General features: G+C 64.8%; 14 protein-coding genes, 2 tRNA genes and 1 other RNA gene. 12 read left to right on the top strand and 5 right to left on the bottom strand.

Features of this window, described 5'->3' with window-relative positions; translation table 11 throughout:
* The first annotated feature begins 159 nt into the window (after window positions 1-159).
* The 6 genes from DMP11_RS07520 to DMP11_RS07495 all read left to right on the top strand — a co-directional run bounded on the left by DMP11_RS07520 (window position 160) and on the right by DMP11_RS07495 (window position 8,395).
* Window positions 160-1,086, top strand: coding sequence for an alpha/beta fold hydrolase (locus DMP11_RS07520; protein ID WP_123185878.1), 927 nt, complete (start codon window positions 160-162; stop codon window positions 1,084-1,086).
* Window positions 1,065-2,582, top strand: coding sequence for a glycerol kinase GlpK (gene glpK / locus DMP11_RS07515; protein ID WP_123185877.1), 1,518 nt, complete (start codon window positions 1,065-1,067; stop codon window positions 2,580-2,582). The genes DMP11_RS07520 and glpK overlap by 22 nt, the downstream gene beginning before the upstream one ends.
* A gap of 393 nt (window positions 2,583-2,975) precedes the next feature.
* Window positions 2,976-4,178: a 30S ribosomal protein S1 gene (gene rpsA, locus DMP11_RS07510; RefSeq protein WP_123185876.1), complete on the top strand. Its 1,203-nt coding sequence runs from the start codon at window positions 2,976-2,978 to the stop codon at window positions 4,176-4,178.
* Between the two features lie 261 nt (window positions 4,179-4,439).
* A complete protein-coding gene (locus DMP11_RS07505) occupies window positions 4,440-6,575 on the top strand; it encodes a hybrid sensor histidine kinase/response regulator (protein ID WP_148041112.1) in 2,136 nt (711 codons plus the stop codon).
* Complete coding sequence (locus tag DMP11_RS07500) at window positions 6,565-7,929, top strand: ABC transporter substrate-binding protein (protein WP_123185874.1); 1,365 nt, start codon at window positions 6,565-6,567, stop codon at window positions 7,927-7,929. The genes DMP11_RS07505 and DMP11_RS07500 overlap by 11 nt, the downstream gene beginning before the upstream one ends.
* Window positions 7,930-8,098: 169 nt before the next feature.
* On the top strand, window positions 8,099-8,395 hold the full coding sequence (locus DMP11_RS07495; RefSeq protein WP_211329084.1) for a hypothetical protein: 297 nt from the start codon (window positions 8,099-8,101) through the stop codon (window positions 8,393-8,395).
* Window positions 8,396-8,466: 71 nt separating this feature from the next.
* Here DMP11_RS07495 and ssrA read toward each other — a convergent pair.
* Window positions 8,467-8,836, bottom strand: a transfer-messenger RNA (tmRNA) gene (gene ssrA, locus DMP11_RS07490).
* Window positions 8,837-9,257: 421 nt separating this feature from the next.
* Here ssrA and DMP11_RS07485 point away from each other — a divergent pair.
* On the top strand, window positions 9,258-10,763 hold the full coding sequence (locus tag DMP11_RS07485; RefSeq protein ID WP_161555331.1) for a L,D-transpeptidase family protein: 1,506 nt from the start codon (window positions 9,258-9,260) through the stop codon (window positions 10,761-10,763).
* A 321-nt stretch (window positions 10,764-11,084) separates the two neighbouring features.
* Here the strand turns inward: DMP11_RS07485 and ybaK are convergent, their stop codons facing one another.
* Together ybaK and DMP11_RS07475 are read right to left on the bottom strand one after the other, a co-directional pair.
* A complete protein-coding gene (ybaK, locus tag DMP11_RS07480) occupies window positions 11,085-11,570 on the bottom strand; it encodes a Cys-tRNA(Pro) deacylase (protein ID WP_123185872.1) in 486 nt (161 codons plus the stop codon).
* An 8-nt stretch (window positions 11,571-11,578) separates the two neighbouring features.
* Entirely contained in the window at window positions 11,579-12,232 is a 654-nt protein-coding gene (locus tag DMP11_RS07475) for a flavodoxin family protein (RefSeq protein WP_123185871.1), read from the bottom strand.
* Window positions 12,233-12,363: 131 nt separating this feature from the next.
* On the opposite strand from DMP11_RS07475, the gene DMP11_RS07470 reads away from it, so the two are divergent.
* The 4 genes from DMP11_RS07470 (at window position 12,364) to murI (ending at window position 18,057) form a co-directional block, all read left to right on the top strand.
* A complete protein-coding gene (locus tag DMP11_RS07470) occupies window positions 12,364-13,596 on the top strand; it encodes a hypothetical protein (protein ID WP_123185870.1) in 1,233 nt (410 codons plus the stop codon).
* Window positions 13,596-15,479, top strand: a complete 1,884-nt coding sequence (locus tag DMP11_RS07465) for a protein kinase domain-containing protein (RefSeq protein WP_123185869.1) — start codon at window positions 13,596-13,598, stop codon at window positions 15,477-15,479. Before DMP11_RS07470 ends, DMP11_RS07465 begins: the two co-directional genes overlap by 1 nt.
* Entirely contained in the window at window positions 15,476-16,450 is a 975-nt protein-coding gene (locus DMP11_RS07460; RefSeq protein ID WP_123185868.1) for an FHA domain-containing protein, read from the top strand. The genes DMP11_RS07465 and DMP11_RS07460 overlap by 4 nt, the downstream gene beginning before the upstream one ends.
* An 86-nt stretch (window positions 16,451-16,536) precedes the next feature.
* Window positions 16,537-18,057 (top strand): glutamate racemase, encoded by a 1,521-nt coding sequence (murI, locus tag DMP11_RS10525; protein WP_123185867.1) that lies wholly within the window; start codon window positions 16,537-16,539, stop codon window positions 18,055-18,057.
* 34 nt (window positions 18,058-18,091) lie between these two features.
* On the opposite strand, the gene DMP11_RS07450 is transcribed toward murI, so the two are convergent.
* Window positions 18,092-18,168: transfer RNA gene (locus DMP11_RS07450), tRNA-Pro, on the bottom strand.
* Window positions 18,169-18,273: 105 nt separating this feature from the next.
* Here DMP11_RS07450 and DMP11_RS07445 point away from each other — a divergent pair.
* Window positions 18,274-18,349: transfer RNA gene (locus DMP11_RS07445), tRNA-Arg, on the top strand.
* 77 nt (window positions 18,350-18,426) lie between these two features.
* On the opposite strand, the gene DMP11_RS07440 is transcribed toward DMP11_RS07445, so the two are convergent.
* Window positions 18,427-19,551: an aldo/keto reductase gene (locus tag DMP11_RS07440; protein ID WP_123185866.1), complete on the bottom strand. Its 1,125-nt coding sequence runs from the start codon at window positions 19,549-19,551 to the stop codon at window positions 18,427-18,429.
* Between the last annotated feature and the right edge of the window lie 6 nt (window positions 19,552-19,557).

Raw genomic sequence — 19,557 nt, 5'->3', positions numbered from 1 at the left:
GGGCGGGCGCGAGGCGTGCGGGCGCGGGGGCGCTTTGACGCGCGTGGGCAAGGTGTTTCTGGATTATCGCTGCTGGTTGGGCTAATCTGTTTCCAGTGCGGGGTCCGGGCCGGGTTTGGCCGTCCGGGCCTTCTTTTCGCGGGAAAGGACGCGCCTTCCATGGAAACGGAAACCATACAATTCGCCTCGGCGGACGGCCGGTCTGCCGTTGACGCGCGGCTGTGGATGCCCTCAAGCACCGCGCCGGCGGCCATCGTGCAGCTGGTGCACGGCATGGCCGAGCACATCGACCGCTACGCCGACTTCGCCCGCTTCCTCACCGAAGCCGGCATCGGGGTGTGCGCCGAGAACCACATCGGCCACGGCGCCACCGCGCCCACGGCCGAGGGGCTGGGCCACATGCCCCCCGACGGCAAGCGCATCCTCATCGCCGACGTGCACGCCCTGCGCACCTCGGTGCAGGAAACCTACGCCGGCGTGCCCTATTTCCTGTTCGGTCATTCCATGGGAAGCTTCATCACCCGCGCCTACTTGGCCCGTCACGGAGAGGGGCTGGCGGGCGCGGTGATTTGCGGCACCGGCAACCAGCCGCTGGCGCTGTCGAAAGCGGGCCATGTCCTGGCCATGCTGCTGTGCCACCTTAAGGGGGCCGACTACCGCAGCCCGCTTTTGGACTCCATGGGGGCCGGCGGCTTCGCCCGCGCCATCGAGAACCCCCGCACGCCGCTGGACTGGATAAGCGTGGATCCGGCGGTGGTGGACGCTTACCTGGCCGACGAGATGTGCGGCCAGATGTTCTCGGTGGGCGCCTATGCCACCCTCACCAGCCTCACCGGCGAAGTGGTTACGCTGGAGTGCGCCCGCCGCGTGCCGCCCCAGTTGCCGCTTATGTTCATCGCCGGCGCGCAAGACCCGGTGGGGGATTGCGGCAAAGGGGTGAAGGCGGCGGCGGATCTGGCCCGCAAGGCCGGCAGCCGGGACGTGCGCCTCACCCTGTACGAGGGCATGCGCCACGAGATTCTGAACGAGCCGGAAAAGGCCCGCGTATACCAAGACGTGCTGGCATGGCTGAAGGAGCAAATGTGAGCGAGCGCTTCATCATAGCCCTGGACCAGGGCACCACTTCTTCCCGCGCGCTTTTGGTGGACAAGGCCGGCAGGGTGCGGGCCACGGTGCAAAACGAGTTCCCGCAAATCTACCCGCAGCCCGGTTGGGTGGAGCACGACCCCCGCGACATCCTGGCCACCCAGCTGGGGGCCCTCACCGAGCTTTTGGTGTCCAACAACCTCTCCGCCGCCGACATCGATTCGCTGGCCATCACCAATCAGCGGGAGACAACCATCGTGTGGGACCGCGAAACCGGCCAGCCGGTGTACAACGCCATCGTGTGGCAGTGCCGCCGCACCGCGCCGCAGATGGAGGAGATGGCGGCCGACGAGCAGCTCACCCAAACCATCGTGGAGAAAACCGGCCTGGTGCCGGACGCTTACTTCTCTGCCAGCAAGATAAAGTGGATATTGGACAATGTAGAAGGGGCGCGGGAGGCGGCCGAAGCAGGCCGTTTGGCCTTCGGCACTGTGGACACCTGGCTGCTTTGGACCCTCACCCGCGGCGCGGTGCACGCCACCGACCCCACCAACGCCAGCCGCACGCTGCTGTTCAACATCCACACCATGGAGTGGGATCCGTTTTTGCTGGAGCTGTTCGGCATCCCGGCGTCGATGCTGCCGGAGGTGCGCCCCTCGGCCGGCTTCTTCGGCGAAACCGCCACTGACGCGCTGGTGCCGGGGGTTCCCATCTGCGGCATTGCCGGCGACCAGCAGGCGGCCCTGTTCGGCCAGTGCTGCTTCAGCCCCGGCCAGGCGAAGAACACCTACGGCACCGGCTGCTTTCTGCTCATGCACACCGGCACCACCCCGTGCCGCTCGTCCCACAACCTCATCACCACCATCGCCGCCAGCGCGCCGGGCGCCCCCGGCCCCGAGTACGCCCTGGAGGGCAGCGTGTTCATGGGGGGCGCCCTCATGCAGTGGATCCGCGACGGGCTGGGGCTTTTGGAGGACGTGGCCGAGAGCTCGGCCATTGCCCGCAGCGTGCCCGACAACGGCGGCGTGGTGATCGTGCCCGCCTTCACCGGCATGGGCGCCCCGTACTGGGACGGCGCCGCCCGCGGCATCATCTGCGGCCTTACCCGCGGCACCACTTCGGCCCACATCGTGCGGGCGGCGCTTGAGGCGCTGGCCTTCCAGGTGCACGACCTGGTGCGGGCCATGGAGGCGGACGCCCCCTTGCCCCTGAGCGTGCTGAACGTGGACGGCGGCGCTTCGGCCAACGACTTTCTGATGCAATTCCAGTCCGACGTGCTGCGCTGCCGGCTGCACCGGCCCCAGAACTGCGAGACCACCGCCATGGGCGCCGCCTACCTGGCGGGGCTGGCCACCGGCTTTTGGGAAAGCACCGCCGAGCTGGAGGCGCTGCGCAGCGGCGACGACGTGTACCATCCCGGGCTGGAGGACGCCCGCCACGCGGTGCTTCTGGAGCGCTGGAACCGGGCAGTGGGCCGCTGCCTGTACCGGCCCTAGGAAAGGGCTCTGCCCGAATGGACTTGCGGGGCGTTGTCGTAGGGCAGAGATTTTATCTCTGCCTAAGCGGACGGCCCGCACGTGCTTTCGGCCCAGGCAGACATAGAGTGCCTGCCCTACGAAGAGACGCGATTGCGCCCATCTTCGCCACTGCCTCTTCCGCCCGTGAGCCTGCTGTGATGTTTCGCAAATTAGTCGAAGGTTCCTCTGTAAATTGGAGCCGGCCGTGCTACAATGCAAAAACTTGCGGGAAAAGCCCGTAAGCGTAGTATCTGTTGGCCCCCGAGACATGTTTTATTGAACTAACGGACGTCAGTAAAAACGAGTACCTTAAACGTTTCAATCAATCATGGCGAAGGGTCCCCAGAATGTAATGTTCGAAAGGGGTCCGTTTTGACCGAAATCAAGAACACGTCAGTCATTGATTTTTCCGATATCTCGGATGATCAGATGAACCAGATGATTGACGGCACGCTCACCGACTTCGACGAAGGCGATCTGGTTGACGGCGTGGTAGTCAAGCTTGAGCATGACGAGGTGCTCGTGGACATCGGCTTCAAGAGCGAGGGCGTCATCCCCGCCCGCGAGCTGTCCATCCGCAAGGACGCCGATCCGTCCGACATCGTCAGCCTGGGCGACAAGATTGAAGCGCTGGTGCTGCAGAAGGAAGACAAGGACGGCCGTCTGATCCTGTCCAAGAAGCGCGCCGAGTACGAGCGCGCCTGGATTTCCGTGGAAGAGAAGTTCAAGGCCGGCGAAGTGGTTTCCGGCGAGGTCATCGAAGTTGTCAAGGGCGGCCTGATCCTGGACATCGGCCTGCGCGGCTTCCTGCCCGCCTCTTTGGTGGACCTGCGCCGCGTGAAGGATCTGGACATGTACCTGGGCACCGAGATCGAGGCCCGCGTCATCGAGATGGACCGCAACCGCAACAACGTGGTGCTGTCCCGCCGCGTGCTGCTGGAGGAGGGCCGCAAGAACGAGCGCGCCGAAATCCTGTCCAAGCTCACCAAGGGCATGCGCCTCAAGGGCACCGTTTCCTCCATCGTGGACTTCGGCGCCTTCGTGGACCTGGGCGGCATCGACGGCCTGGTGCACATCTCCGAGCTGTCATGGAACCATGTGAACCACCCCTCCGAAGTGGTGAAGGTGGGCGACGAGGTTGAGGTTGAGGTGCTGGACGTGGACCTGAACCGCGAGCGCATCTCCCTGGGCCTGAAGCAGACCACCGAAGATCCGTGGGTGAAGCTGGTGGAGTCTTACCCCGTGGGCACCATCGTCGATGGCAAGGTGACCAAGGTTGTGCCCTTCGGCGCCTTCATCGAACTGGGCGATTCCATCGAGGGCCTGGTGCACATCTCCGAGATGGCTTCTCGCCACATCGACACCCCGGCGCAAGTGGTGAAGCCGGGCGACGACGTGAAGGTGAAGGTCATGGAGATCAACCCGGAGCGCCGCCGCATCTCCCTGTCCATGAAGTCCGCCGCCGAAGAGCTGGGCTTCGAGATCGAAGTGGACGAGTCGGTGCAGGCTGAAGAGCGCGCCCCGAAGCGCCGCAAGGCCGACAAGCCCGAGGAGGGCGAAGAGGCCGCCGAGTAGTTTCGGCACCGCATATCTCGCATGCGAGGGCAGTCCGGTATCCGGGCTGCCCTTTTTGCTGTCCGGCAGCGGTCCGCGCGGGTTTTAGGGGTGCCGTCGCAGGGGGAAGTGCCATTTTTTGGTAAACTGCTTTCGTAAGGCAAATGCCGCAAGTGAGAGAGACGGCGGGCTTCTGGACGCGCACCGCTGCCGACATGGGAATTCGGGTTGAATATAGGAAAGAACATAGCAGTTTTTGCTACCGCCGTCCTGCTTGTGGGTATGGCGGTTTTCGTGTACATGGGGCAGCTGTCCGCCACGGTGGCGGACTATCTCATGACCTCGATGGATGAGATTTCCCGCCACGATGTGGAAACCATCGAGGGCTCCCTTTCGGATTCTTACGCCCGCTTGGAATCAGTGGCCGACCGGCTGGAAGTATACGACGTGGAAACGGTGGCCGAGGCCCAGGAGCAGCTGAACCTGGAAGCGGCGTCGTCCCCGCTGTTCAACGCTGTGTACCTGCTGGCGGACAACGGCGATTTGTACAGTAGCTCATTGGTGCGGCTGGGGGCCGATCAGCATGGCTACGACGAGCTATTTTCCGATGGGCGCGAACGGTTTGTGATGCTCTACGAAGAGGAGCTCGGGCGACTGGAAACCACGAAAGAATCGCTGGTGTACGGTATCCGCATTCCCGCGATTGATTTGGGAGACATGCGGTTTGTGGCTCTGCTGGGGCGCACTGACCTCTCCAGCATTCGCGATCAGCTGCTCATCGAGAGCTTTGGCGGCAAGGGCGTCTCCAGTGTGGTGGACAGCAGCGGCTATTATGTGGTGGGGTCCTCTGCCGCCACCGACCTGGCCGGTCGCGACAATTTCTACGACATGCTGGAGGCGGGCAGCATCGAGGGCGGCGTGACGGTGGACGACATCCGCCGCAACATTGCCGATGGTCGCAACTTCGTGGTGTACTGTACCAACGGGGCGGGGGAGCGTTTGGTGCTCAGCTTCGCGCCGGTGGAGGGAACGGCATGGTCGTTTATCATGGCCGTGCCCATGGAGGTGTTCGACCGCCGTGTTGCCCCGTTCGTCACCATGACTGCTGGCATGTTGGCGGCGGTGGTGCTGGCGCTTGCGGCGATGATGCTGGTGCTGTTCCGCTATATGAAGCGTTCGGTGCAGGCCCAGGCCGAGGCCAGCGCCCGCACGGAGTTCCTGTCCAATATGAGCCACGAGATTCGCACGCCCTTGAACGGTATCATCGGATTGAACCACCTGATGGAGCGCCATCTGGGCGACGAGGCGGCCATGGAGGGCTACGTGCGCAAGCTGGGCAAGTCGGTGAACTACCTGCTGTCTTTGGTGAACGACATCCTGGACGTATCGAAGCTGCAGGCGGGCAAGGTGGAGCTGGCGGAGGCTCCCTTTAACCTGGCCGCTGCCATTGGGGACGTTTGCGACATGCAGCGGGAGGCCATGGATGAAAAGGGCATCCGCTTCCATCTGCATCGCAGCCTGCCCCATCCGTGGCTGGTGGGGGACGAGGTGCGCATCAGCCAGGTATTCGTGAACATCCTCTCCAATGCGGTGAAGTTCACGCCGGAAGGAGGCTCCATCACTTTCGAGGCTTCGCAAGCTGAGGGCCCCGACGGCAAAGTGCGCTGCGACATCGCCATATCCGACACCGGCTGCGGTATGACGGCGGAGTTCCAAAAGCGCATCTTCGACACGTTTTCCCAAGAGCGCCACACCACCAGCGAGAGCCAGAAGGGCACGGGGCTGGGCATGGCCATCAGTCAGCTGCTCACCTGCCAGATGGGCGGCACCATCTCGGTGGAAAGCGAGGTGGGGAAGGGGTCGCGCTTTTCCGTGAGCATTCCCTTGGCCGTGGCCCCTGCCGGGGTGGTTCGCTTGCAGGAGGCGGGAGCCGCGGCAGTGGCGCAGGCTTTAGAGGCGGGGGACGGCCGGCTGGATGAGGGGGCCGCGCCGCAGGTGGAAAAGGCACCGGCCGGGGACCGCCCCTTCGCCGTTTTGGTGGCAGAGGACAACGAGCTGAACACCGAGATCCTCACCAGCATCCTTTCCGAGGAGGGCTATGCGGTGACCGCGGCCGAAAACGGCCAGGCGGCGCTGGAAGCCTTCGCCGCTTCGTCGGAGGGGCATTTCTTGGCGGTGCTGATGGATGCCCAGATGCCGGTGATGGACGGCTACGATGCCGCCCGCGCCATTCGCGCGCTGCCGCGCCCCGACGCGGCCGCGGTGACCATCTTTGCCTGTACCGCCTCCACCTTCGCCGAAGATCGGGCGCGGGCGCTGGAAGCCGGCATGGACGACTTCCTGGCGAAACCGCTGAACGTTCCTGTGATGTTGCAAAAACTGGGGGCCTTGAGGGAAGGGGGTCGCCATGAACAATAGGGGCCTGTTGTCGCGCGCCATGACCCGCCGCAGCGCCCTGGGGCTTTTCGGGGCGGCGGCCCTGGGGGTCTCTGGCGCGCTGGCCCTGCCGGGCTGCAGCAGGGGCGCAACGCGGTCGGCCCAGCCCACGCGGCTGCTGGTGAAGGTGCCTCGCACCGGCCACGACGTGGTGTTCGACGACTCCATCAACGAAGTGAGCCAGGTGATAACCGCCATGGCCCGCGCCTTCGAGCAGGCCAGTCCGACGCCTGTGCAGCTGGAGGTGGAGGTGTTCGAGCAGAACGGCTACGACAGCGCCATCGTGAACTGCTTCGACACCGATCGCGCGGTGGACATCCTGTACGGCGATTACTTCAACATGTCCACCTATATCCACACCGGGCGCGTGGTGCCGCTGGACGACGTGGTGAGCCCTGCGGTGCGCAACGATATCTACGACCTGCTGTGGGATTTGAGCACCATCGAAGGCCGCGTGTACATGATGCCCTACCTGTCGCGCCAAAACGTTTTGGCCTACAACAAGGAGCTGATGCGCCAAGCGGGGCTGGAGCGGTTCATCCGCGATGGGGTTATCCAGTCGTGGAGCATTCAGGAGTGGGACGAGGTGCTGGACGCGCTGGCGGCAAACCTGCCCGAGGGCACGTATCCCATGATGATGTACGCCGCCATTTCCCAGGGCGACACCCACATCATGACGCTGTTGCGGTCGCAGGGCTCGCCGTTCTTCAACGACGAGGGGCGCTTCTGCCTTTCGCGGCCGGAGGGCATCGCGGCGCTGCGCAAGCTGCAGGAAGGGGTGGCGCGCGGTTGGTGGCCACCCCATGCGGAGAATTTGGAAATCGAGGACTGCTCCAGTTTGTTCCGCAACGGCCAGCTGGCCATTTACATGCTGAACAACGCGTCGGTGAGTCGCTACGGCGACAGCGTGGGGCTGGTGAACTTTCCCGGCGGCGTGGACGGCGACGGCTGCGCCACCATGTTCGTGTCGGGTTTCGAGGTGTTCGATTCCGGCAGCCCCGAGAAAGTGCAGCTGGCCAAGGACTTCCTGTCGTTCGTCTACAACAGCTCCCAGTGGCTGGACTATTCCGCGGGCACGCTACCGGCGTCGAAGGCGGTGTCCCAGCGCCACGGCAACGCCATTCCCTATTACGACCTGTTCCAGTCCAACAGCGGCCATGTGGTGGATTTCACCGGCAGCAACCCGGACACTCGAGCGGTGCGTGAGGTGTTCCACCAGGTGATTCGCGATTTGCTGAAAGGCAACGTAAGCCCGGAAGAGGCGGCGTTCCGCTTAGACGAGCAGTGCAACCGCGCCATCGATGAAGGCGTGCGCACCAGCACCCTGCACACTTAGGGCCGACGGGGCGTGACAGGGGGACGTCGTTGCAAGGGCGGGGTTTTGCTCGGCTCCCAGCGCCAGCGAGTGTTTTTTCGTTGACGGTTCGAGGTTGTTCGGAGATAATCGGGAAGCCTTTTTTGCCGTGGGGCCAGAGGGTAAGAGGAAAATGGAGAAAGGACATATCATGACCGAACCGTATCAGGTTGCCAATCCCGACAACCAGGTGTACCAGCCGCAGCCGGTTTATCAGCAGGCTGCTGCCCCCGTAGTGGACAACGGCGGATTTGGCTGGGGCTTTCTGGGCTTTCTCATTCCCCTGGTGGGCCTGATTTTGTTCCTGGTTTGGAAGGACACCAAGCCCAAAACCGCCAAGGCCGCCGGCATCGGCGCGCTGGTGAGCGTCATCGCGGGCATCGTTCTGAGCATTGCCGCCTTTGTGCTCAGCATGGTCGCTGTTGCCTCTCTGTCAATGTACTACTAAAACTCGAGCGCATTTGTGCGCTGAATGAACGGGCCCCTTGCCATGTGCGGCGAGGGGCCCGTTTTGTATGCTGGTGGAGGCGCGGAGAATCGAACTCCGGTCCAAACTAAATTCTCTGCAAGGCACTACAAGCTTAGTACGTGATCGGGGTTTGAGGGCGGCTTGGCACACGCACACGCGTTGCCGCCCCGAGCTCGTTCAGTCTTAGCCTTGGCTATACGAACTACGTGCCAAGGAGCATTCCCCTGAGGTTGATGCCGCACCCGGAGCGGGGAAGTTCCGGGATTGACAGCCAGGCGCGATTAAGCAGCCATGGCGAGCGCCGGAGCGCTCTGGAAAGATTTCTTGCCAATTAAATTGACGGTACCCCTGTTTAACGTGGCGAGGAGACCACGACCTGCTCCTCACATCGAACTTACCTTGTCGAAACCAGTCGCCCCCTTCTCGTGGCGGCTCCGGCGGAATTGCGCCGCGTTTCGCGTCACAAAAGCCGCAGGGCCTTCGTTTAATGGACGGAAGGGCAATTGCCGTTTCCGGAAAGTAATTAGTTTAAGCGCCTCTTAAGGCTTGTCAAGAAGTTCGTGGATAGACTGTGATTAAAGGCAAGGGCCCTCCCACCTGGGGACGGGATGTGAGAAAGTTTGCAAGGCGGCGGAAGGGGCGTCCTTTCGCTGGAAAAACCTGTACCGCCTCCGTGTCCGTTGGGTACAATTTCCCCTGCGGCACGAACGTTGATATATCGAGAGAGACAATGGCAAACACACCACCTAAACACAGTAAGCATGCTAGGGTTGACGACGGGGCGCACGCACCGGGGCGCACCTCTTCCTTCGGCACTGTTTCCCCTGATGAAAGTCGGCGCATGGTGTCGGCTTTCGATGCCCGCTATTCCACATCGCCCGAGGGCACGCTGTACGCCCAGCCCCCTGCCGAGCGCCAGTTCAACATGGCCCCCCAGAAAAGCAAGGGGCGTCGCATCGCGCTCATCGTGCTGGCGGTGATTGCGGGCCTTCTGCTGGCGGCCTACCTGGCCGGCGTGGCGGTGTTCTCCTCGCTGTTCTACCCTCACACTAAGATGGTGGGGCAGGATCTGTCCATGATGTCGGTGCAGCAGGTGGAACAATTGCTGCAGCAGCGGCTGGATGACTACTCCATCCAGGTGAAGGGGCAGGGAATGGACTTCACCCTCACCGGCCGCCAAACCGGCATCGCTCAGGACGTGGCCTCTATCGCTCGCAAGATGCACGACACCTTCAGCCCGTGGGCCTGGCCCGCCGAGGTGTTCGCAGGTCATGACCTTTCCCATAACCTAGAGTATTCGCTGGGGGACATGGACACGCTGTCCACCGCGTTGAACTCCGAGGTGGAGAAGTTCAACGCTACGGCCACTGCCCCGCAGGACGCCTACGTGGCCTACAACGAAGAAGCGGGGGAGTACCAGGTGATGCCCTCGGTGATGGGCAACACTCTGAACGGCGAAGCGGTGCTTGAGGCGGTGGCCCAGGCGGTGGCGGAGTTTTCCGCCGCGGTGACCCTGGATGCCGACGTGGTGCAGCAGCCAAAGGTGCTGGTGAATGACGAGGGGCTGCACGCCACGGCCGATGAGGCCAACAAGCTGATTTCCGCCGACTTGGCCCTCATGGTGGGGGGCACCGAGGCGGCCCATCTGGGCAAAGAGCAGTTGAAAAGCTGGGTGAGCCTGGGGGAGGACGGCACGGTGAGCTTCGACGATGCCGCGCTGGACGCCTGGGTGGAAGCCTTCGTGGAGAACAGCGAAACGGTGGGCACCGAGCGCACCTACACGCGCCCCGACGGCAAGAAGATCACGGTGTCGGGCGGCGATTATGGCTGGTACATCCACACCTCTAACACCAAGGACATGGTGCGCGAAGCGGTGAAGAACGGCACCCAGGGGCAGATCGAGCCTCCCATCAACCGCAAGGCTGCCGAGTGGAACGGCAAGGGCAAGGCCGATTGGGGCGACAGCTACATCGACGTGGACATCACCGAGCAGCACGCCCGCTTCTACAAAGACGGCAAGATCATTTGGGAAACCGACTTCGTGAGCGGCAAGGACGGCAACGAGACGCCGCTGGGAGTGTTCTACATCAAGACCAACAACGGCGCATCGGTGCTGAAAGGCTACGAGGAAGACGGCAAGACCATCACCTACGAGGCTCCGGTGGAGTACTGGATGCCCTTCGACGGCAACCTGGTGGGGCTACACGACTGCGATTGGCGCACCGAATTTGGCGGCGACATCTACCACAAGAACGGCAGCCGCGGCTGCATCAACCTTCCCACCAAGAAGGCGAAGGAGCTGCACGAGCTGATCTGGGTAGGACTGCCGGTAATCACCCACGAATAGGCTGTTCCGCGGTTTTCCAAACCGCGGAACCACTCGGCGCTGCGGCGCACTGTGGCCACCCGTCCTTGCCTTTCAGGGCTTTCCCTCACGTGCGAAGCACGCTCGGCCGCCCTTCAAGGCAATTACGGGCACCACAATGCGCCTCGCTCGCACGTCCTGACCGACGGGTTTTTGGCCCGGAAGACCCAGGGACGGGATAAATCGTAGGGCAGAGATTCTATCTCTGCCTAAGCCGACGACCCGCAGATGCTTGCGGCCCAGGCAGGCATAGAATGTCTGCCCTACGAAGGGATCGCGCGCCCGCCCTGACCGGGCGTTGCCTTATTCGGTGAGGTCGGCGAAGGTGAGGGGGATGGTGCGGGCCAGCGCTTCGGGGTTGGTGCGGATTTGCAGCCCGATGCGGCCGCCGGAGAACATCACCTCGTCGAACAGCAGCGCCGTTTCGTCCATCACCGTGGGGAATTGCTTTTTCTGGGCCAGGGGCGAGCAGCCGCCGTGCACGTAGCCGGTGAGGGGGAACAGCTCCTTTTGGGGAATCATGGCCATGGATTTCTCGCCCACCGCCGCAGCCGCCTTTTTCAGGTCGAGCGATTCCGCCACCGGCACCATGAACACGTAGTGCTGACCGCTTTTGCCCTGGGCCACCAGGGTTTTGAACACCTCTTCCGGATTCTGCCCCAGCATGCGGGCTACATCGGTGCCCGAAGGCGTCCCCTCGCACTCGAAGGCGATGTGGCTGTAGGGCACCCCGGCGTTCTCCAGGGCGCGCATGGCGTTGGTTTTTGGGTCTTTCTCGTGCTTGGCCATGGGCGCGGCTAGTTGGCGCCGTCGATGAGGTCGCCGCGCACCATGTTGGTCATGGTGCCCCGCTCCAGCTCGGGGGCGGTGATGCCCGCCTGGGCGCCCGCTTGGATGCACTTCAGCAGCCAGGCCATCGAACGGGCCAGGTTGCGCATGGTCTGCAGCCCCTCGCCATCGCCTTCCACCTCGCCGGCGCCGCGGCCGTGCACGATGTTCCAATAGGTGGACGACACCACTGGCATGCCGTTGATCTGGAAGAACTTGTTGATTTCGTCGGCGGTGATGGTGGCACCGGCGCGGCGGGCGCAGGCGATGCCGGCCGCCGGCTTCTGGCGCATCACGGCGCCGCCGGCGTAGAACATACGGTCCATCAGGGATTTCAGGCTGCCGTTCAGCCCGGCGTAGTACACAGGGCTGCCGAAGATGTAGCCGTCCGCCTCAGCCGCCTTTCGGATGAGGGGGTTCACGATGTCGTCGTCGAAGATGCAGCGGCAGTCGCCGTTGCGGCTGCAGGCGCCGCAGGCGGTGCAGCCGCGGATGGCCTGGGCGCCGATCCAGATGAGCTCGGTTTCGATGCCTTCTTGGTTCAGCACCGCGGCGCATTCTTCCAGCGCGCGGTCGGTGTTGCCGTTTTTGCGGGGACTTCCGTTTACCAACAGGACTTTCATGGCGTTCCTTTCGGCTCCGTTGGGGGCGTAAGCTGCCGCCCCGGTGTGGTTTTCGCTATAATTTTACCCCAAAAGGTCATCGGGCATTTTATGGGTAGGAAACGGATGGTTTTGCCCGGAGGGAGAAGGCTTTGGCTGGGGATTCGCTGAACAAATGGCCCATCGTGGGCCGTGCCTACCGGTGGGCCACGCTGCCGAACACGCTGGCGTGCGCGCTGGTGTTTCTGCTGGTGCTCCTGGCGGGCGGGGCGGCCACTTATCTGGCGGCTGTTCCGGGGCTGGCGTCGGAAAGCCCGCTGATGCAGCGGCTGCAGGCGGAAGGGGTGGTGCCCGAGGACGCCTCCGCGGCGCCGGACGGCGCTGGCGCTCCTTCTGGCAACTACGGTCGGCCGGACGGCGACGGACCGGGGGAAGGCCTTGCGGTCACGGGCGGGGAAGATGCCGATGCCCCAGCCGACGGCGCTGCCGATGAGGGCGAGGTTTCGGCGGAGGGCGAGCAGGGTGCCGCCGACGGGGCCGCCGACGGGGCTGCGGCCGCTGCGGGCGCCCCTGCGAACATCGACTACGGAGCGGCGATGCCAACCTACCGGGGCGGCAGCGCCGAGAACATGCCCGATCCCACCAGTGGCAAGTCAAACGGCTCATCGACTGGCTCTTCGGGTTCGAATGGCGGCGCGTCATCGGGCGGTTCGTCTTCGGGCGGCAACTCGTCCAACAATGCCACCTCTTCGTCCGGCAGCGGTTCCGGCGGCTCTTCTTCCGGCTCATCGGGTTCTTCCGGTTCGTCCGGATCCTCCTCCGGCTCGTCGTCCGGTTCCTCATCGGGCAGTTCTTCGGCGCCCCAGCCCGAAGAGCCCAAGAAGTACTACCCCGAAGGCCCTGAGGAAAACGGCCTGAGCCCTGAGATGGAAGAGCGCATCCGCAAAGTGGTGGTGGCCGAGTACGACATCGTGAAGGACTACGGCAATCAGGTGCGCCAGTACCAGGCCGCCTATGACAAGTATTCCATGACCGCCGATGTGGAGACGCGGCGAAGCGCTCTCCAAGGTATCTCGAAGCTCATGTACAACATCCAGGTGGCGAACCAGGCCTTCATCTCGAAGATGGGCGTGGCCTGCGACATAGGCGGTGGCGGCATATACAACTGCTCGCGCTACTCTCCCAATTACGGCGCTGTCAGCAGCAGTTACGGCAAGTTGGTGGACTACCTGTACGAACTCGACAATGCCTGGGCGGCCAACATGCGGTTGGCGGACCCGGCGGAGAACCCCTCTTCGTGGCAAGGGAAGATAGAGATGGGCTCGGACGGCCAACCGAAGCGCTTGCAGGAATATGAGGGCTACCTGAAGAAGGTGAAGCCCTGATGGGGCTTGCGGTTTCGGGTGCCGTCGAAGTGGCGGGGGCAGCGGCTCCGCGGCTTCGGCTGGTGCGCTTGGAGGGGTTTTGCCCCGTGGCGCGGCCGGCCCAAGACGACGGCCGTTACGAGCGCCGCTTCACCACGCTCTTCGTTGACGAGGCCTCGTGCCGGTCGGGCGGCGTGGCCGAGGTGATGCGGGTGCAAAGCCCCATGGGGGAGCAGTTCGCCTTGAAGCGGCTGCGATTGTCCCAGCCAGGACTGAGCGAGGGCACGGAGCAGCTGCTGAGGGACGCCTTCGACGCCGAATTCGACACCCACCAGCGCCTGTCGGAGCTGAAGGGCTTCCCGCGGCTGTACGGGCGGGCCACCGTGGAGGGCTGTCCGGTCATCCTTATGGAATGGATAGAGGGCATCACCCTGCAGCAAGCGGCTCGCCAGCTGGCGGTGGACGATGAGGGGCGGCTGTCGCCGCTCACGGCGGCCCGCTTGGGACGCGATTTGTTCGAGCTGCTGGCCCGTATGAGCTACGTGGAGGGCGGCTTGGCCCATCGGGACGTGTCGCTGCGCAACGTGATGGTGGACACTTCCCGCGTGCCTTTGGCCGATCAGGCGGAGGAGGGCGCCTTCGAGCTGCGTTTGGTGGACTTCGGTTCGGCCGCCATCTGGGAAGAGGGGGATTCGTCCCTCACGGGCCGCTACGGCGGTGCCCGCGGCGCCACCGCCGATTTCGCCCCGCCGGAGATGCTCACCGACGATGTGGCCGAAGTGGCCCAGCTGCGCCACTCGCCGGCGGTGGACGTGTACGCGGCCGCCAGCGTGGTGTACGCCCTGCTGGAAGGGCATCCTCCCTACGATCTTAGCTTTGCGGCGCGGGAGCAGCAGGGGCAGCGCTCCGCTTACCGCATCAAAACCGAGTTGGCCTTCGCCCCGTTCGAGGGGGCCCATGCCGCTGCCGCCGATATGGCCGCGGTGCTGGCCCGCGAGCCAGAAGTGGCGGTGGCGGTGGGGCAGGAGGCGGCGGCGCTGGAGGCGGCCCCGTCTTCGGGCAAGGTGCGCACGGCCCTTTGCGCGGTGGACCAGCTGTTGGAGCAGCCGATTTCCCGTTGCTTGGCGCCGCAGCAGCCCCTGCGCCCGTCCGCTGCGGCCATGCGCGACGCTCTGGGGCGATCTTGCGACAGTTATCGCCAGAACATCGGCCGCGCCTTGCGGGGCCAGCCGCTGGTGGAGTGCGCCATCGGCCAGGACGAGCGGTCGCGGCGCGTCGCCCGCCGCCGGCGATTGAGCCGCGGTTTGGTGACGGCGGTTTCGGCGGCGGTGCTTTTGGCGGTGACGGCCAGCGCCGCCCTGCTGGCAAACGGCATGCCGGCCGCCTTCCCTGCGCCTTCGGGGCAATGGGAGGGGCCCATGCCCGGTGCGGCTGTGGCGGCCGTGCTGCTGTTGCCGGCGGCTGCGGGCCTGCTGGCGCGGGCCGTCTCCGGAAAGCGGGGCCTGGCGGGGCCGCTGTTGGCGGCGCTTGGCGGGCTTGCGGTTTCCGCCGTGCTGACGGCGCTGGTGCAGTGGCCCTCTGCCGCAGTGGCCGGCGCTTTGTGGGCGGCCCTTGCCGTGGCGGCCGCGGCGCCCCTGTGCGGCTTTGCGGCCACGGCCCTGTTCTCGCCGGAAGCGGCGGCGGAAAGGGCGGCAGAGGCGGCCCCCAAGCGCCCCGTGCTTGCCTGGGGCGCCGACCCCGCGCCCATGCTGGGGCTTGAGGCCCCTGCGGCGGCGCTGCCGGAAGCGGGCCTGCCCGAGGCCGCCGCCGACGAATCGCCGACTTACGAGCCGGACCCGGATTCCGACCCCGCCCCCCGTTCCGAAGAAGTGCTGATTGCCGAAGTTTGCGAGGAGACTGCATGACCCCCACCGACGTAACCCCCGCCTCTGTGCTGTTCGACCTGATGAAGCGCGAATGCGGCGTGAGCCACAAAGAGCTGGCGGGCATGCTGCTCTCCGGCCGGCCGCTCTCCGACGGGCGCAGCCCCTTGAGCCGCATGGACGACCGCACCTGGGTATCGCGGACGGTGGTGCACGCCGCCCCCGCGTCGCTGGCCGACCGCTACTTCTGCGATTACTCGGTGGGCGCCCTGCGGCTGGCGGCCCGCATGAAGGCGCGGGAGAAGAAGGCGCTGCCGTCCGAGAAGATCCTGGCCATCGTGGCCGGGCGGCCGGGGGAGGCGATGGACCGCGCCCTGGAGGCCCATGGGGAAGACCCCACGTTGTTCCGCAACATGATGGAGCGCATCAAGGGCGAGGCGGTGATGACGGCCGACGAGAAGGCCGAGGTGGCCCTGGTGCTGCTGGTGACGGTGGCCTGCACCTCCGACGTGCGCCGCGCGGTGAAGGAGGCCCAGAGCTTCGCGAAATCGGTGTTCGGCCGCGGCGTGCGCACGCCTGCGCCGGCGCTGGCGGTGGCGGGCGACGGGGCCAGCGGCGCGGCCCTCGACCAGAAGGAGCTGTGGCTGGGGCTTTTGCGGGTGGAGGACGGTTACCTGTCCGGCACGCCCCAATGGATTGCCCCCACCGAAGACGGCACCGAGATCGGTTCGCTGGCGCTGGCGGAAGGCGCCGTGAACGAGGTGGGCCCCGACGTGTCGGCCCGCCACGCCCGCATCTGGCGCACCGGGGAAGGCCAGTGGCTGGTGGAAGGGCTGGAGTCCCGCAATGGCACGGTGCTCACCAGCGGCCTTACCAGGAAAGAGACGGTGGTGGAGCCGCCGCAGGAGCAGCGCTTCCAGTTCACCTCGGCGCCGGTGCCCATCGCTCCCGGTGACACGCTGGCCCTGGGGCAGAGCACGGTGTTCGTGGTGGTGGAAGGCTACCCGGAATAGCGGCCCGCGCACGCGCCTTTTCGGATTATTTTGGGGCCGCTGCGCCGCCGCCTTTGGCGCCCGGGGCTTCGGCTATACTTTCGCCCATGGCATATTTCAGCGAAACAGCATCCAACAACGCCCCCATCGGCATCTTCGATTCCGGCTTGGGGGGCTTTACCGTGGCGCGGGAGATTGTGGCGGCGCTGCCCCATGAGAGCATCGTCTACGCTGGCGACACCGCCCGCTGCCCCTACGGTCCCCGCGATCAGCGGGAAGTGGACGCCTTCGTGCAGCAGATTTGCTCGTGGCTGGTGAGCCGTGGCGTGAAGATGATCGTGATCGCCTGCAACACCGCCACCGCCGCCGGGCTTGCCCATGCCCAGCGCACCATGCCGGTGCCGGTGGTTGGCGTGGTGGAGCCGGGGGCCCGGGCCGCCGTGATGACCACCCGCACGCGGCGGGTAGGGGTGGTGGCCACCCAGGGCACCATCGATTCGGGCGCTTACGAGCGGGCCATCACCAACATCGACGCCGGCATCCAAGTGCTCTCGGCCCCAACCCAGCGGTTCGTGGAGATTGCCGAGCAGGGGCTGCGCGGCGAAGAGGTGCGCTTTTCCGGTTACGACCAGCTGGTGGCCGCCGGCTTCGACCGCCCGGAGTACCATGCGGTGGCGGAAGGCTACCTGGCGCCGTTTCGCCAAGCCCATGTGGACACCCTGGTGCTGGGCTGCACCCATTTCCCGCTGCTGGCGGGGCTCATCGGCCAAACCCTGGGGCCCGAGGTGCAGCTCATCTCTTCGGCCACCGAAACCGCGCGGGACGTGGCGGAAATCCTGCGCCGCCGCCGCGCGTTTGCCGACGAGGGCCACCGGCCTACCTACCAGTTCTACACCTCCGGCTCCGATTGCGAGGAGTTCGCCCACCTGGGGGCGCTGGTGATGGGAGTTTCCCCCCAGTGTGCCGAGACGGTGGACTTTGGGGAGCTGCATCCGCCGGAGCTGACGACCGCAAAGGAGAACATCGTGGAAAAGAAAGTGGTCATCGCCACCAATAACGCCCATAAGGTGTCCGAAATCACCACGGCGCTGGACTTCGCCGGCTGGCAGTACAGCACGCTGCGGGACGCGGGGCTGGTGTCGAACCCGGTGGAGGATGCCGACAGCTTCGAGGGCAACGCCCGCATCAAGGCCCGTGCCGCCCATGAGCTCTCCGGCGGCCTGGCGGCGCTCGCGGACGACTCGGGGCTGGTGGTGGACGCCCTGGACGGGGCGCCGGGGGTGTTTTCCTCCCGCTATGCCGGCGAGGACGGCAACGATGCCGCCAACAACGAGAAGCTGCTGAAAGAACTGGCCGACCTGCCCTTCGAGCAGCGCACCGCCCGTTTCGTGTGCACGCTGGTGTTCATCGACGAGGACGGCAGCGAGACGGTGGCCCGCGGCACCATTGAAGGCAAGATCGGCTTCGAGGAGAAGGGCAGCGGCGGTTTCGGCTACGACCCGCTGTTCTACCCGGATTTCTACGACGGCAAGCTTACCCTGGCTGAAGTGCCTCAAGCCGACAAGAACGCCATTTCCCACCGCGGCAACGCCTTGCGCCAACTGAAAGCGCTGCTGGAGGCAAAATAAAGCGCGAGCCCGAAGGCCCGCGCGGTGGAAACGATGGTCGGGGCGACAGGATTTGAACCTGCGACATCTTGCTCCCAAAGCAAGCGCGCTACCAAACTGCGCCACGCCCCGAAAAAAGCATGGGAAATTATAGCCGAAACACTGGGGCGCGCTCCGAGAAAGCGGAATTCGGACGAAAAAGCGCTATAATGACTGCTGCATTTCCGGCACTTGCAAGCGCCCATGGCTCAACGGATAGAGCAACGGACTTCTAATCCGTAGGTTGTAGGTTCGAGTCCTACTGGGCGCGCCATTTTTCCAGATAAAAGGGCGGATGCCGTGCGCACTCGCCCTTTGTTTTCCTTCTCTGGCCGCCTTCCGTGTTCGCGGTTACTCGTATTTCTCGGCGGCCCGCTTCAGCTGGTTGATGATGTCTATCTGCTGGGGGCACATGGCCTCGCAAGCGCCGCATTGGATGCACGCGCTGGCAGGGCCTTCGGCTGTTTGCCAGCTGTAGAGGTCCTTCACGAATTGATGGTCGTTGGTCATGGCCTCCAGGTTCAGGAGCTCCATCACTTTTGGAATCTGCACGTTGGCGGGACAGCCCTTCACGCAGTAGTTGCAGCTGGTGCAGGGAACGCTGGCAAGGGAGCGCAGCACAGCCACGGCCTCGTCCAGCGCCGCCTGCTCGGCGGGGGAGAAGGGGACGTTATCGCGGTAGCTGGCCACGTTCTCGTGCGTTTGCTGCAGATTCGACATGCCCGAGAGCACCGAGAGCACCCCCGGCAGGTTCCAGCAGAACCGGTAGGCCCACTGGGCCTGGCCCGCTTCGGGGGCGGCCTTCTCCAGCACTTGGGCCGCTTGCGGGGGCAGGTTGCACAGACGCCCGCCGCGGGCCGGTTCCATGATGATCACCGGTTTGCCGTGCTTCTGCGCCACTTCCATCAGCCGCGACGCCTTGTTGTGGGGGTCATCCCAGTCCAGGTAGTTCACCTGCAGCTGCACGAAGTCCATTTCCGGATGGGCCGTCAGCAGCTGATCCAAGGTGTCGGCGTTGTCGTGCATCGAGAACCCGGCGAAGCGGATGCGCCCGGCTTCTTTCTCCCGCTGTACGAAGTCCCACATGCCGTACTCGTCGAACTTCGCGGTGCGCTTGCCGCCCACGTTGTGCAGAAGGTAGTAATCCACGTAATCGGTGCCCAGCCGCTCAAGCGAAACATCCAGGCAGTTCTTGGCGGATTCGCCATCGGGCATGGCCCAGGCCAGGCACTTGGTGGCCAGCGTGAAGCTCTCGCGCGGGTAGCGCTTCACCAGCGCTTCGCGCAGGGCGGTTTCGGACGCGCCGTTGTGGTACACGAAGGCGGTGTCGAAGTAGGTGTTGCCCGCCTCCATGAAGGCGTCCACCATCTGCTTGAATAGCTCGATGTCGATGCTGGCCACGTCGCTTTCATCCAGAAGCGGCAGTCGCATGCAGCCGAACCCCATCTTCGATGCGGGCATGATGTTCTGGTTCATGGGCGA

Origin of the sequence: Parvibacter caecicola (genome assembly GCF_003725335.1) — a bacterium.
GTDB lineage: Bacteria > Actinomycetota > Coriobacteriia > Coriobacteriales > Eggerthellaceae > Parvibacter > Parvibacter caecicola.
The sequence above is the reverse complement of the archived record's forward strand: the minus strand, read 5'-3'. Positions and strand labels throughout refer to the sequence as shown.

Bases quoted from the DNA above. Each gene is read 5' to 3' on its own strand.
- DMP11_RS07520 (WP_123185878.1), top strand. From the start codon at position 160: ATGGAAACGGAAACCATACAATTCGCCTCGGCGGACGGCCGGTCTGCC.
- glpK (WP_123185877.1), top strand. From the start codon at position 1,065: ATGGCTGAAGGAGCAAATGTGAGCGAGCGCTTCATCATAGCCCTGGAC.
- DMP11_RS07505 (WP_148041112.1), top strand. From the start codon at position 4,440: ATGGCGGTTTTCGTGTACATGGGGCAGCTGTCCGCCACGGTGGCGGAC.
- DMP11_RS07500 (WP_123185874.1), top strand. From the start codon at position 6,565: ATGAACAATAGGGGCCTGTTGTCGCGCGCCATGACCCGCCGCAGCGCC.
- DMP11_RS07495 (WP_211329084.1), top strand. From the start codon at position 8,099: ATGACCGAACCGTATCAGGTTGCCAATCCCGACAACCAGGTGTACCAG.
- DMP11_RS07485 (WP_161555331.1), top strand. From the start codon at position 9,258: ATGGTGTCGGCTTTCGATGCCCGCTATTCCACATCGCCCGAGGGCACG.
- ybaK (WP_123185872.1), bottom strand. From the start codon at position 11,570: ATGGCCAAGCACGAGAAAGACCCAAAAACCAACGCCATGCGCGCCCTG.
- DMP11_RS07475 (WP_123185871.1), bottom strand. From the start codon at position 12,232: ATGAAAGTCCTGTTGGTAAACGGAAGTCCCCGCAAAAACGGCAACACC.
- DMP11_RS07465 (WP_123185869.1), top strand. From the start codon at position 13,596: ATGGGGCTTGCGGTTTCGGGTGCCGTCGAAGTGGCGGGGGCAGCGGCT.
- DMP11_RS07460 (WP_123185868.1), top strand. From the start codon at position 15,476: ATGACCCCCACCGACGTAACCCCCGCCTCTGTGCTGTTCGACCTGATG.
- murI (WP_123185867.1), top strand. From the start codon at position 16,537: ATGGCATATTTCAGCGAAACAGCATCCAACAACGCCCCCATCGGCATC.
- DMP11_RS07440 (WP_123185866.1), bottom strand. From the start codon at position 19,551: ATGAACCAGAACATCATGCCCGCATCGAAGATGGGGTTCGGCTGCATG.